Raw genomic sequence first — 12,633 nt, 5'->3', positions numbered from 1 at the left:
ATACCTGCCGTGCATACACCGACGCTAGCCGCCCCGGGTGACACACGGGCGGTCCCGGACGGCCCCCGGCGGTCAGGACGCGCGGGCCAGGGCGCCCCGCACCGGGCGGAGGGCGGGCGGACGGGCCGCGGCGCGGGCGCGGGCCTCGTCGTAGCGGTGCAGGACGAGGCGGGCCAGCGCCGGGTGCGCGCCCAGCGGACGGGCGGCGGGCAGGCCGGGGACGGCCCGCGCGCACCGGGCGGCGAAGAGGCCCGGCGCGGTGAAGTACGAGGCGAGGGCGATGTCGCGGCGGCCGGAGGCCCGCAGGGCGGCCACCGCCTCGGGGACGGTCGGCCCGGCGGCCGAGGCGTAGGCGGGCACGACCGGGACGCCGCCGAGGCGGGCGGAGAGCAGGGCGGCCGTCCGCCCGGCGTCCCGGGCCGACTCCGGGTCGCGGGATCCGGCGGCGGCCAGCACGACGCCGCCGGCGCGGGGGTCGCGGGCGCCCGTCCAGCCCGTCTCGGCCAGCCGCGCGGCCAGCGCCTCGGCCAGCAGCGGGTGCGGGCCCAGCGGAGCGGCGATCCGCACGGACAGGTGCCCGGCGGCGGCAGCGGCCCCGGGCAGGTCGTGCTTGACGTGGTGGCCGCGGCCGAGGAGCAGCGGGACGAGGACCGCCGTGCCGTCGGGGCCGCCGGGCAACGCGTCCAGCGCGTCCGGCAGCAGCGGTTCGTTCAGCTCGACGTGGCCGGGCTCCACCCGCAGACCGGGCCGCAGCGACCGTACGAGGTCGAGCAGCGCGGTGACGGTGCGCGGCGCCTCGGGGTCGCGGGAGCCGTGGGCGACCGCGACCAGCGGGGGCGCGGAACGGGGGAGGGCGCGGGAGGGGGCGGTCATGGTCCGAGTGTGGCGGCCCGCGGTTGCCCGGCCGTTGCGGTGCCGTGACGTCCGGTTGCGCACGGCTCACGGCGCGGGGCCGGGCGGGCTGAGGCCGGTGTGCCCGCCCCGTAACCCGCGGGGGCGCGCGGCGTAACACGCGCGACGCACGCTGGGCGGCATGAGCGCGACGACTGCCCCGCCCGCCGGAACGACCCCTCCGGCGCCCCCGGCGACCGTGGACACCCACTGCCCGTACTGCGCCCTGCAGTGCGGCATGGGGCTGCGCCCCGCCGCGGGCGAGGAGGGGGTGGAGGTGGTCGAGCGCGCCGCGTTCGACGTCAACCGCGGCGCGCTGTGCGGCAAGGGCCGCACCGCGCCCGCCCTGCTCTCCTCCCGGGTGCGCCTGACCGAACCGCTGGTCCGCCGCCGCCGGGGCGGGCCGCTGGAACCGGCCGGCTGGGAGGAGGCGCTGGACCGCGTCGCCGAGGGCCTGTCACGGACCCGGGCCGCGCACGGGCCGGACGCGGTGGGGGTGTTCGGCGGGGGCGGGCTGACGAACGAGAAGGCGTACGCGCTGGGCAAGTTCGCCCGGCTGGTGCTGGGCACCTCGCAGATCGACTACAACGGCCGGTTCTGCATGTCCTCGGCCGCCGCCGCGCAGGGCAGGGCGTTCGGCCTGGACCGGGGACTGCCGTTCCCGCTGGCGGACGTCCCCCGCACCGGCTGCGTGGTCCTGGTGGGCTCCAACCTCGCCGAGACCATGCCCCCCGCCCTGCGCTACCTCACCGAGCTGAGGGAGAACGGCGGGAGGCTGGTCGTCGTCGACCCCCGCCGCACCCGTACCGCCGACCACGCCGACCTCCACCTGGCCCCGCGCCCGGGCACGGACCTGGCCCTCGCCCTGGGCATGCTGCACCTGGTGGTGGCCGAGGGGCGGGTGGACGAGGAGTTCGTGGCGGCGCGCACCAGCGGCTGGCCCGAGGCCCGCGCCGCGGCGATGGCGCACTGGCCGGAGCTGGTGGAGCGGATCACCGGGGTGCCGGTGCCCCGGCTGCGCGAGGCGGTGGCGATGTTCTGCGACGCGCCCGCCTCGATGGTGCTCACCGCGCGCGGGCCCGAGCAGCAGTCCAAGGGCACCGACACCGTCGGCGCCTGGATCAACCTGTGCCTGGCCACCGGCCGGGCGGGCCGCCCGCTGTCCGGGTACGGCTGCCTGACCGGCCAGGGCAACGGCCAGGGCGGGCGCGAGCACGGTCAGAAGGCCGACCAGCTCCCCGGCTACCGCAGGCTGGACGACCCGGCGGCGCGCGAGCACGTGGCGCGGGTGTGGGGCGTGGACCCGAACTCGCTGCCGGGGCCGGGGCGCAGCGCGTACGAGCTGCTGGACGCGCTCGGCCGCGATGTGCGCGCCCTGCTGCTGTCCGGTTCCAACCCGGTGGTCTCCGCGCCGCACGCCGCCCACGTGGAGGAGCGGATCGCCTCGCTGGACTTCCTGGCGGTCTGCGACGTGGTGCTGTCGGAGACGGCGGCGCTGGCGGACGTGGTGCTGCCGGTGGCGCAGTGGGCGGAGGAGACGGGGACGACCACCAGCCTGGAGGGCCGGGTGCTGCTGCGCCGCCGGGCCGTCACCGCCCCGCCCGGGGTGCGCACCGATCTGGAGGTGCTGAACGCGCTGGCGGCGCGGCTGGGCTGGCGGAGGGGCTTCCCCACCGACCCGGAGGAGGTCTTCGGCGAGCTGCGGCGGGCCTCGGCCGGGGGCCCGGCGGACTACTCGGGGATCACCTACCGCCGTATCGCCGAGGAGGGCGGGGTCTTCTGGCCGTGCCCGGAGGTCCCGGGCGCGGACGGGGCCGGCGGCCCCTCCGCCGACCCGCACCCCGGCACCCCGCGCCTGTTCCTGGACCGCTTCGCCACCGGCGACGGCCGGGCCCGCTTCGTCCCCGTCGCCCACCGTCCCGCGGCGGAGGAGCCGGACGCCGACCACCCGCTGCTGCTGACCACGGGACGGGTGCTGGCCCAGTACCAGTCGGGCGCCCAGACCCGGCGGGTGGCGGAGCTGAACGGCGCCGCGCCGGGCCCGTTCGTCGAGCTGCACCCGCGGCTGGCGGAGCGGCTGGGGGTGGCCGAGGGCGAGCCGGTGGCGGTGGTCTCGCGGCGGGGACGGGCGGTGGCGCCGGCCCGGATCACCTCCGGCATCCGCCCGGACACGGTGTTCATGCCGTTCCACTGGCCGGGCGAGGGCCGCGCCAACACCCTGACCAACCCGGCCCTGGACCCGACCTCGCGCATGCCGGAGTTCAAGGTCTGCGCCGTCCGGGTGGAGGCGGCCGGGAGCGAGGCGGTGGCAGGCGAGGCGGTACCTTCCCGGCCGCACGGGTAGCGCGGTCGGTACGAAGGCAGGCGTGGGTCCTCCCCGGGAGGACATCGCCTTCGTCGACGCGTACGCCGCCGCACGTCCTGACCGGCGTCGACGCCGCCCTGCGCCGCCACCTCGCCCCGTGACCGCTCAGGCGCCGCTCGGCGCGTCCCCCGCTCCCTCCGCCCGCCGCGTCTCCGCCGCGACCCAGGCCAGGTAGTCGGCGCCGCCGCGGACGACCGGGGTGGCGATGATCTCCGGGGTGTCGTAGTCGTGCGCCGCGCGCAGGTGCGCCTCCAGGGCGTCGTAGCGGTCCGCCGGCGTCTTCAGCAGCACCTGCCACTCGCGCTCGGCCCGCACCTCGCCCTCCCACCGGTAGACCGACGTCACCGGGCCGGAGACCTGGGCGCACGCGGCGACGCGCGCCTCCACCGCGCCGCGCGCCAGGGACTCGGCCTTCTCGGGGCTGTCGGTGGTGGTCAGCACGGTCAGGATCCCGGTCTCCGCCACGGCCGCCGCTCCTCGTCGTCGTTCTCGTTCTCGGTCTCGTTCTCGTCGGTTCCGCCGGGCCCGTCCTCGTACGGTCCCGCGGGTTCACCGTAGCCGCGTCGGCCCCCGCGCCGTGCGGGCCGGTGGCCGGCGGGGCGCCGCTCACCCCTGAGTGGTATTTCAAGACTCTTTTCGGAAACGGCGGTTGACCATGGCCGCCGGTACCGCGTTGTCTCCGGACGTACGGGCCACTCATGGGCCGCTCCCCTTCCCGCCCCCGGAGCCACCGCATGACCGCTGTTCCCCGCCGTCCCCGGACCGAGACCGGGACACCGCCGGACCGCCCCGTCCGGCCCCACCGCCCGCGTCCCGCCCCGCTGTACGGACCGGGCCTCGACGGGGACGACCTGTCGGCGCTGTACGAGCGGCTGCGCGCGGAGCACGGCCCGGTCGCCCCCGTCGCCCTGGCCCCGGGGGTGCACGCCTGGCTGGTCATGGGCTACCGGGAACTGCTGCGGGTGGCGCGCGGCGAACGGGACTTCAGCCACGATCCGCGGCACTGGCGCCTGCCGCGCGAGGGCCGCGTCCCGGCCGACTCCCCGCTGATGGCGTTCGTCGGCTGGCGCCCGGCGCTGATGTTCGCCGACGGGCGGCGGCACCGGCGGATGCGGGCGGCGGTCGCCGACGCGCTGGACCGGATCGACGGCGGCGAACTGGGCCGTACGGTGCGGGCCGCGGCGAACCGGCTGATCGACTCCTTCGCCGGGCGGCGCGAGGCCGACCTCGTACCGCACTACGCGCACAAGCTGCCGGCCCGGGTCGTGACCCGGCTGCTGGGGGCGGACGAGCGGGCCGGCCGGAAGCTGGCCGAGGCCGTCGCCGGCACGGCCGCCGCCAACGCCGACTCCGCCCACGCCAGCCGCCGCCTGGAGCGCGTCCTGCTGGCGCTGATCGAGGAGAAGCGGCGCGAACCGGGCCCCGACCTCGCCTCCCGCCTGCTGCGCCACCCCGCCCGCCTCGGTGACGAGGAGGTGCTGCACAACCTGGCGGTGACGGTGGTGGCGGCCCACCAGACGACGAAGAACTGGATCGCCACCACGCTGCGCGTCCTGCTGACCGATCCGGCCCTGCGCTCCTCCGTGGAGGACGGGCGCCTGACCGTGGACGAGGCGCTGGACCTGGTGCTGTGGCGGTTCCCGCCGACCCAGAACTTCCCCGGCCGCTACGCCGTCCGCGACGTCCTCCTGGGCCGGCAGCAGGTGCGGGCCGGCGACATGCTCGTGCTGGGGCTGGCCGCCGCCAACGCCGACCCGGAGGTGCTGCCCGGCGGCGGGCGGCCGGCGACGGGCAACCGCGCGCACATGGCGTTCGGCGCGGGGCCGCACACCTGCCCGGCCCAGGAACCGGCCCGGCTGATCGCGCGGACGGCCGTGGAGGTGCTGCGGCAGCGGCTGCCGGGCATGGAGCTGGCCGTTCCCGAGGAGCGGCTGGCCTGGGCGTCGTCGCCCTGGACCAGGGGGCTGGCGGCGCTGCCCGTCCGGTTCGCCGCGCCGCGGCCCGGCCTCGCCGCCACCGTGCCCGTCACCGTGCCCGTCACCATGCCCGCCGCCCCCCGTACGCGCCGCGCGGGCGGCTGACCGGGGACCCGCCGGGAGGGGGCGGGACGGCGGGTTCCCCCCGAGGACGCGTCGGGGAGGGGCCGTGTCCGGCTCGGGCCGTGGAGCCGCCGGGGGCCCGCCATCGCGCGATCCCCCGGTCCCATCCGGAATCCCGCGGCCTTCCGGTACCGGAAACCGAACGAAGTCCCGCTGTCCTCGAGCCAGTTGGTGAGTAGGATCTCTGCGATCCCGGGCCCGCCCGGATGGGTGCGGAACCGGACCGGTTGTGATCGCTTCGTCTGAGAGGTCGTTGTCACCAGTGGTGAGCCGGCAAGCGGGGGGACGGAAATTCTGGTGGCCGGCCGCGGCGGTGTCCGCCGCCTGCGGAGCGGCGGTCGCGGTGGGGCTGGTGGTCTCCCTCCCCGCCGGGCGGCCGGTTCCCGCCGCGGGGTGGTTCGCCGCGGGCGCCGGCGTCCTGGTGACGGCACTGGCGCTGTGCCTGGCCGGACTCCTCCGGCTGCGCGGGCGGATCGGCGAGCTGCGCGAGCGGGCCGCGCGGGAGCACGCCCTGGCCGCCGCGCGGAACGCCGAGGTGGTCCGTCTGGCGTCCGTGCGGGCGCCGGCCGTCATCGAGCGGGTGCGCGACGGACGCGGCCTGGACGGGGTTCCGGGGCCCGCCCTGCCGCCCGCCGAGACCGGTGAGGAGTTCGCCCGGGCGCTGGAGGCCGTGGTGGAGGCGCTGGGGTCGGACGAGGCGGTGCGCCGGGAGCGCGCGCTGCGCGACTCGGTGCAGGCGGCCTTCGAGTCCGTCGCCAGGAACATGCACGTGATGGCGACGGTGCAGCAGCAGGTGCTGGACCGCGTCGAGCGGTTCATCAAGGACCCGGACCTGATGGCCGAGGTGATGAAGGCCGACCACGCGGCGGCCCAGATGACCCGCAAGGCCCAGACGCTGCTGGTGATGTGCGGGATCTGGCCGACCCGGCGCGAGTCGCGCCCGGTGTCGCTGTTCGACTGCGTGCGCGGCGCGCAGTCGCGGATCGTGGAGTTCGGCCGGGTGGAGGTGCACGGCGGGCAGAACCTGTACGTGGTGCCGCCCGCCGTGGAGGGGCTGATGCACGCCACGGCCGAGATCCTGGAGAACGCCACGGTGTTCTCGCCCTCGCGCACCCAGGTGGTCGTCTCGGTCCGCGAGGTGGCCGCGGGCGCGGTCGTCGAGATCGACGACGCGGGCCTGGGCATGCCCCCCGACGTGATGGAGCAGGCGCTGCGGCAGCTGCGGCACGGCCTGGACCTGACCGAGCTGGGAGCGGTGCCCCGGCTGGGGCTCGCCTGCGTGGGCCGCTGGTCCCGGCAGCTCGGCTTCGGGGTGGAGCTGACGACCGCCTCGGCGTACGGCGGGACCCGGGCGGTGCTGTTCGTGCCGCACCGGCTGCTGACCGAGCCGATCGACCGGGAACCGGCGTCCCTCGCAACACCCGCCGCCGAGCACGCCCGCCCGCGGGAGGCCGTACCCGCCCCGGAGCGTCCGGAGGGCCGGGAGGGCCGGGACCGCACGGAGCGGGTCGGCGGCGCGGAGGCCCGGCCCGGTGACGAGGGGCCCCTGACCCCCAACGGTCTGCCGCGGCGGCGCAGCCGGCGGCGCTCGCCGGCCGACCCGCTGTCCCGGCCGCCGGGCGGGCACCGCGCGGAGGCCGCCGGCGGGCCTCCCCCGACTTCCCGGGCTCCCTGGTCGCCCGAGGCCGCGGGCGCGTCCGTGGCCGACATCGTCTCCGGCGCCCGGCGTGGCCGGGCCGAGCTGGAGAGTGCCCCGCAGACCGACGAACGAGAGGAAGGCCGGTAGTGGCCGGAGCCATAACGAGACTGCCCGACGTGGGCTGGATGCTGCGTCCCCTGACGGAGATCCCGGGGGTGCGCCACGCCGTCGTGGTGTCCGAGGACGGGCTCCGCCTGGGGCACATCTCCGCCGAGGGCCTGTCGGGCCCGGTGCCGCACCTCGGCGTGGACGAGGCCGAGTCGCTCTCCGCCGCCTGCGCGGCACTGACCATGACCGGCCTGTCCACGGTCTCCCTGCTCTTCGGCCAGGGGGCCGGCGTACGGCAGCTCATGCTGGAGTCCGAGCACGGGTTCGCGCTGTTCACCTCCGCCGGCGCCGGGGCCCATCTGGGGGTGGCCACCGACGTCGACGCCGACGTGGGCCTGGTGGCCCAGCAGATGCAGGTACTGGTCGCGAGGATCGGAGCGCACCTGAGCAGCCAGCCCCGCGACGCGGCGGACCGGCCGCATGAGGGATGAGGAGGAGGCGCGAGGCACCTCCGCGATACGCCCCTACGTGATCACGAAGGGGCGTTCGGGCTCCTCCCGGGACCTGCCCTGGGAGACGCTCGTCCTGGCCTCCGGCGTCACGCCCCCGGCCACTCTCCAGCCGGAGTACCTGCGGATCGTGGAGCGCTGCCAGGGCCTGCTGTCGGTCGCGGAGATCGCCGCGCACCTGGGCCAGCCGCCGCCGGTGGTGCAGGTTCTGCTGGCCGATCTCATCGAGTGGGGGCTCGTCGAGACCCGGCCGCCCGTGCCGCCGGCCCGGCGTGCCGATGTTTCCCTCCTGAGAAAGGTGCTTCATGGGCTCGAGAGCCGTCTCTGACACGTCCGCCGCCGGCGTACGCCCGGACGGCCCCGCCGCTTCCCCGGAGCCGGAGGCGTCCCCGGATCCCGGGGACGCGGCGGGAACGTCCGGCGTGTACGTGCGGCCGAGCGTCGCGGGCGCGGCCAAGATCCTGGTCGTCGGGCCGTTCGGGGTGGGCAAGACCACGCTGATCGGCGCGGTCTCGGAGATCAGGCCGCTGTCCACCGAGGCCGTGATGACCCGGGCGGGCGCCCGGGTGGACACCGGCGGCGAGCGGTCGAAGAGGACCACCACCGTCGCCCTGGACTTCGGGCGGATCACGATCGACGGCGAGCTGGTGCTCTACCTGTTCGGCACCCCCGGGCAGCCGCGCTTCCTGCCCACCTGGCGGGAGCTGGCGCGCGGCGCCCTGGGCGCGCTCGCCCTGGTGGACACCCGCGACCTGGAGGCGTCCTTCGACTCCATCGGCCACCTGGAGGACCTGGACCTGCCCTTCAGCATCGCCGTCAACCGGTTCCCGGACAGCCCGCGGTACGCCGAGGAGGAGCTGCGGGCCGCGCTGGACCTGCTGCCGCACACCCCGCTGACGTTCTGCGACGCCCGTGACGGCGAGTCGTCCCTCAGGGCCCTGATCTCCCTCGTCACCCACCTCGTCAACTCCGCCACGGACTCGGAGCCGTCATGACCGTTCCCTTCCCCGACCGCACCGCCGCCGGGCCGCCGCCGGGCTGCCCGGCGCACGGGCGTCCCGCCCCGCTGTACGGACCGGGCCTCGACGGGGACAACCTGTCGGCGCTGTACGAGCGGCTGCGCGCGGAGCACGGCCCGGTCGCCCCCGTCGCCCTGGCCCCCGGCATCCACGTCTGGCTGGTCATGGGCTACCGGGAGCTGCTCCACCTCGCCCGCGAGGAGCAGGACTTCAGCCACGATCCGCGGCGCTGGAACCTGCTGCGCGAGGGCCGCGTCCCGGCCGACTCGCCGCTGATGGCGTTCGTCGGCTGGCGCCCGGCGCTGATGTTCGCCGACGGTCAGCAGCACCGGCGGATGCGGGCGGCGGTCGCCGACGCGCTGGACCGGATCGACGGGCACGAGCTGCGCCGGACGGTGCGGGCCACCGCCGAGCGGCTGATCGACTCCTTCGCCCGCCGGCGCGAGGCCGACCTCGTACCGCACTACGCGCACAAGCTGCCCGTCCAGGTCATCGCGCAGATGCTGGGCGTGGACGACCGGACCGGGCAGCAGCTGGCCGAGGCCGTCGCCGGCACGGCCGCCGCCAACGCCGACTCCGCCCACGCCAGCCGCCGCATGGAGAACGTCCTGCTGGCGCTGATCCGGGAGAAGCGGCGGCGTCCCGGCCCCGACGTCACCTCGCGGCTGCTGGAGCACCCCGCCCGCCTCAGCGACGAGGAGGTGCTGCACAACATCGTGGTGATGATCGTCGCGGGCAACCAGACGACGAAGAACTGGATCGCCACCGCGCTGCGCGTCCTGCTGACCGATCCGGCCCTGCGCTCCTCCCTGACCGGCGGGCACCTGACCGTGGACGACGCGCTGGACCTGGTGCTGTGGCGGTTCCCGCCCACCCAGAACTTCCCCGCCCGCTACGCCGTCCGCGACATGCGCTTCGGGGGCCGGGACATCCGCGCCGGGGACATGCTCGTGCTGGGGCTGGCCGCCGCCAACACCGACCCGGAGGTGCTGCCCGACGACGGGCGGCCCGTCACCGGCAACCGCGCGCACGTGGCGTTCAGCGCGGGACCGCACACCTGCCCGGCGCAGGACCCGGCCCGGCTGATCGCCCGCACCGCGGTGGACACCCTCCGGCACCACCTGCCCGACATGGAACTGGCGGTGCCCGAGGAGCGGCTGGCCTGGGCGTCGTCGCCCTGGACCAAGGGCCTGGCGGCGCTGCCCGTCCGGTTCACCGCGCCGCAGCCCGACCTCGCCGCCGTTCCCCAGGGAGACCCCAGATGACCGAACCCGCCGCGGGCGCCGCGCCCGCCCCCGCCTCCGTGTCCGCCTCCGCCCCCACCTCCGTGTCCGCCGAACCGTACGTCCTCGACCCGCGCGGCGCCGATCCGCACCCGGTCAACGAGCGGCTGCGCGAGCGGGGGGCGGCCGTGCCGGTGGTGCTCCCCGGCGGCGTCGACGGGTTCGTCGTCACCGGGCACGAGGAGCTGAGGGAGTTCCTGGGGAACCCGGAGGTGGCCAAGAACGCCTGCCACTTCGCCGCCCTCCGGCGCGGGGAGATCCCCGAGGGCTGGCCGCTGCGCACCTTCGCGACCGTCCCCGGCATGACGACCGCCGACGGCGCGGACCACCGGCGGCTGCGCTCCCTGGTCACCCGGGCGTTCACGCCCCGCCGCGTGGAGGCGCTGCGGCCGCGCGTGGCGGAACTGGCCGGCGAGCTGCTGGACGACCTGGCCGAGGCGGCCCGGGAGGGGGACGGGACCGCCGACCTGCGGCGACACTTCGCCTTCCCGCTGCCCATGAGCGTGATCTGCGAGATGCTCGGCATCGGCCCGGAGCCGAGGCTGCGGCTGCACAGGCTGTCCAACCGCATCGTCAGCACCGACACCTCCCCCGCCGAGGCCGTGGCCGCCAACCGGGAGATCACGGCAGTCCTCGCCCAGGTGGCGGCGGAGCGCCGCGCCGCCCCCGGCGACGACCTCACCAGCGCCCTGATCGCCGCGCGCGAGGACGACGGCGACCGGCTGAGCGAGGAGGAGCTGATCGGCACCCTGCTGCTGCTGATCGTCGCCGGGCACGAGACCACCCTCAACCTGATCACCAACGCGGTGCGCGCCCTGTGCGCCCACCGCGACCAGCTGGAGCTGGTCCGCTCCGGCCGGGCGGGCTGGGAGGACGTGGTGGAGGAGACCCTGCGCCACGACAGCCCGGTCAGCTACTTCCCGTTCCGCTACCCGGTCCGCGACCTGGAGGTGGACGGCACGCTGATCCCGGCGGGCGCCCCCGTGCTGGCCGGCTACTCCGCCGCCGGGCGCGACCCGCGGGCGCACGGGGAGGACGCCGACCGGTTCGACGTCACCCGGCCGCCGAGCCGCCATCTGTCGTTCGGCCACGGCGCGCACTACTGCCTGGGCGCCCCGCTGGCCCGGATGGAGGCCGCCACCGCGCTGGAGGCGCTGTTCACGCGCTTTCCCGGCCTGGACCTGGCACGGCCGGACGGGGAGCTGCCCCGGCACCGCAGCCTGGTGGGCAACAGCGTCCAGGTCCTGCCGGTCCGCCTGGCCCCGTAGGGGGCGGCGGGGACGCAGCGGGGGCGGCGGGAGGGGCCGGAGGGGCGCCGTCCGGCCCACACGGAGGCCCACACGGAGGCCCACACGGGGGCTCACAGCCGGGCCGCGAGCGCACTGAGGGCAGCGTTGCCGCCGGGAAACAGGGGTGATGCGGACGGGAAACAGCCGCACCGCACGCTGCCCGTATGACCTCGATGAAGCGTGTGGTGGTGATCGGCGGCGGGATGGCCGCCGCCCGGCTCGCCGGGCAGCTCTCCGCCGCCGGCGCCGCCGACGCCCTGACGGTCGTCGGCGAGGAGCCCCACGCGCCGTACAACCGGGTGCTGCTGGCCGAGGTGCTGGCCGGGCGGTACGCGCCGGAGGTGATCGGCCTCCCCGCCCCGTCGGCCGCCCGCTGGCTGCGCGGCGTACGGGCGGTCCGGGTGGACCGGTCCGAGCGGCTGGTGCGGTGCGACGACGGCTCCTCGGTGCCGTACGACACGCTGGTGCTGGCCACCGGCTCCAACCCGGTGCTGCCGCCGCTGCGCGGGCTCTTCCCCGACGACGGCGGGCACGAACCGCTCCGCGGCGTGCACCCCTTCCGCACCCTGGCCGACTGCCGGGCGCTGGAGGCGGCGGTCCGGCCGGGGGCGCGGGCCGTCGTCGTCGGCGGCGGCCTGCTCGGGGTCTCGGCCGCCCGCGCGCTGAGCGAGCGCGGGGTGCGCACCGTCCTCGCCCACCAGGGCGAGCACCTCATGGAGCGCCATCTGGACGCCCGCGCGTCGGCGCTGCTGCGCGGGCACCTGGAGGGGCTGGGCGTCGAGGTCCACACCGAGTGCCGTGTCCGCGGTCTGCTGACCGCGCGGACCCCCGGCGAGGGGGCGGCGGCCCGCGGCGTGGAACTCGCCGACGGCTACCGGCTGGAGGCCGAGCTGGTCGTGCTCGCCTGCGGCGTGCGGCCGCGGGTCGGACTCGCCCGGGCGGCCGGGCTGGAGGTCCGCGACGGGATCGTCGTCGACGACGAGCTGCGCACCTCCGACCCCCGGATCCACGCCGTCGGCGACTGCGCCGAGCACGGCGGGACGGTCTACGGGCTGGCGGGCGCCGCCCAGGAGCAGGCCGACGCGCTGGCCCGCGTCCTGCTGGCCGGCGGCGCCCGGACCCCCGCGTACACCGGCACCCGGGCGCTGACCCGGCTGACCCTCGCGCCGTCCCCCTCCGGGCGGGGGCGCGCGCTGGACCTCGCCTCGTTCGGCGAGACCGTGCCCCGCGCGGGCGACGACGTCGTCCACCTCGCCGACGCCACCCGCAGCGTCTACCGCAAGGTCGTCGTCCGCGGCGACCGGCTGGTGGGCGGCATCCTCCTCGGCGACCTCGGCACCGTCGGCGCCCTCGCCCGCACCTGGGAGGGCGACGAGCCGCTGCCCTCCGCCCCGCTGCTCCACCTGCTCACCAACGATGGAGGCCTGTAGA

11 protein-coding genes are annotated in these 12,633 nt (G+C 76.9%); 9 read left to right on the top strand and 2 right to left on the bottom strand.

Features of this window, described 5'->3' with window-relative positions:
• Positions 1 to 72: 72 nt before the first annotated feature.
• Positions 73 to 873, bottom strand: coding sequence for a sirohydrochlorin chelatase (locus tag QC029_RS14120; protein ID WP_279555979.1), 801 nt, complete (start codon positions 871 to 873; stop codon positions 73 to 75).
• 160 nt (positions 874 to 1,033) lie between these two features.
• Between QC029_RS14120 and QC029_RS14115 the strand changes: the two genes are divergently transcribed.
• On the top strand, positions 1,034 to 3,235 hold the full coding sequence (locus tag QC029_RS14115) for a molybdopterin oxidoreductase family protein (protein WP_279555978.1): 2,202 nt from the start codon (positions 1,034 to 1,036) through the stop codon (positions 3,233 to 3,235).
• A gap of 126 nt (positions 3,236 to 3,361) precedes the next feature.
• Here the strand turns inward: QC029_RS14115 and cutA are convergent, their stop codons facing one another.
• Entirely contained in the window at positions 3,362 to 3,721 is a 360-nt protein-coding gene (gene cutA / locus QC029_RS14110; RefSeq protein ID WP_279555977.1) for a divalent-cation tolerance protein CutA, read from the bottom strand.
• Between the two features lie 269 nt (positions 3,722 to 3,990).
• Here cutA and QC029_RS14105 point away from each other — a divergent pair, with 269 nt between their 5' ends.
• From QC029_RS14105 to QC029_RS14070, 8 genes are all read left to right on the top strand, one after another.
• Positions 3,991 to 5,337, top strand: coding sequence for a cytochrome P450 (locus tag QC029_RS14105; protein WP_279555976.1), 1,347 nt, complete (start codon positions 3,991 to 3,993; stop codon positions 5,335 to 5,337).
• Between the two features lie 439 nt (positions 5,338 to 5,776).
• Positions 5,777 to 7,141 carry an ATP-binding protein gene (locus tag QC029_RS14100; RefSeq protein WP_279556024.1) on the top strand — a complete coding sequence of 455 codons (1,365 nt, stop codon included), beginning with the start codon at positions 5,777 to 5,779 and terminating at the stop codon, positions 7,139 to 7,141.
• Positions 7,141 to 7,593 carry a roadblock/LC7 domain-containing protein gene (locus tag QC029_RS14095; RefSeq protein WP_279555975.1) on the top strand — a complete coding sequence of 151 codons (453 nt, stop codon included), beginning with the start codon at positions 7,141 to 7,143 and terminating at the stop codon, positions 7,591 to 7,593. Before QC029_RS14100 ends, QC029_RS14095 begins: the two co-directional genes overlap by 1 nt.
• The gene (locus tag QC029_RS14090; protein WP_279555974.1) at positions 7,583 to 7,939 is read left to right on the top strand and encodes a DUF742 domain-containing protein; all 357 of its coding nucleotides are present in this window, start codon (positions 7,583 to 7,585) and stop codon (positions 7,937 to 7,939) included. Before QC029_RS14095 ends, QC029_RS14090 begins: the two co-directional genes overlap by 11 nt.
• A 94-nt stretch (positions 7,940 to 8,033) precedes the next feature.
• Complete coding sequence (locus QC029_RS14085) at positions 8,034 to 8,606, top strand: ATP/GTP-binding protein (protein ID WP_279555973.1); 573 nt, start codon at positions 8,034 to 8,036, stop codon at positions 8,604 to 8,606.
• Positions 8,603 to 9,895 carry a cytochrome P450 gene (locus QC029_RS14080; protein WP_279555972.1) on the top strand — a complete coding sequence of 431 codons (1,293 nt, stop codon included), beginning with the start codon at positions 8,603 to 8,605 and terminating at the stop codon, positions 9,893 to 9,895. The genes QC029_RS14085 and QC029_RS14080 overlap by 4 nt, the downstream gene beginning before the upstream one ends.
• Positions 9,892 to 11,181, top strand: a complete 1,290-nt coding sequence (locus QC029_RS14075) for a cytochrome P450 (RefSeq protein WP_279555971.1) — start codon at positions 9,892 to 9,894, stop codon at positions 11,179 to 11,181. The genes QC029_RS14080 and QC029_RS14075 overlap by 4 nt, the downstream gene beginning before the upstream one ends.
• Positions 11,182 to 11,366: 185 nt before the next feature.
• Positions 11,367 to 12,632, top strand: a complete 1,266-nt coding sequence (locus tag QC029_RS14070) for an NAD(P)/FAD-dependent oxidoreductase (RefSeq protein WP_279555970.1) — start codon at positions 11,367 to 11,369, stop codon at positions 12,630 to 12,632.
• The last annotated feature ends 1 nt before the right edge of the window (position 12,633 follow it).

It is taken from the genome of Streptomyces sp. DH37, assembly GCF_029813835.1.
Lineage (GTDB): Bacteria > Actinomycetota > Actinomycetes > Streptomycetales > Streptomycetaceae > Streptomyces.
Note: the sequence above shows the minus strand (reverse complement) of the source record. Positions and strands in the feature narration are given on the sequence as shown.

Bases quoted from the DNA above. Each gene is read 5' to 3' on its own strand.
- QC029_RS14120 (WP_279555979.1), bottom strand. From the start codon at position 873: ATGACCGCCCCCTCCCGCGCCCTCCCCCGTTCCGCGCCCCCGCTGGTC.
- QC029_RS14115 (WP_279555978.1), top strand. From the start codon at position 1,034: ATGAGCGCGACGACTGCCCCGCCCGCCGGAACGACCCCTCCGGCGCCC.
- QC029_RS14105 (WP_279555976.1), top strand. From the start codon at position 3,991: ATGACCGCTGTTCCCCGCCGTCCCCGGACCGAGACCGGGACACCGCCG.
- QC029_RS14090 (WP_279555974.1), top strand. From the start codon at position 7,583: ATGAGGGATGAGGAGGAGGCGCGAGGCACCTCCGCGATACGCCCCTAC.
- QC029_RS14080 (WP_279555972.1), top strand. From the start codon at position 8,603: ATGACCGTTCCCTTCCCCGACCGCACCGCCGCCGGGCCGCCGCCGGGC.
- QC029_RS14075 (WP_279555971.1), top strand. From the start codon at position 9,892: ATGACCGAACCCGCCGCGGGCGCCGCGCCCGCCCCCGCCTCCGTGTCC.
- QC029_RS14070 (WP_279555970.1), top strand. From the start codon at position 11,367: ATGACCTCGATGAAGCGTGTGGTGGTGATCGGCGGCGGGATGGCCGCC.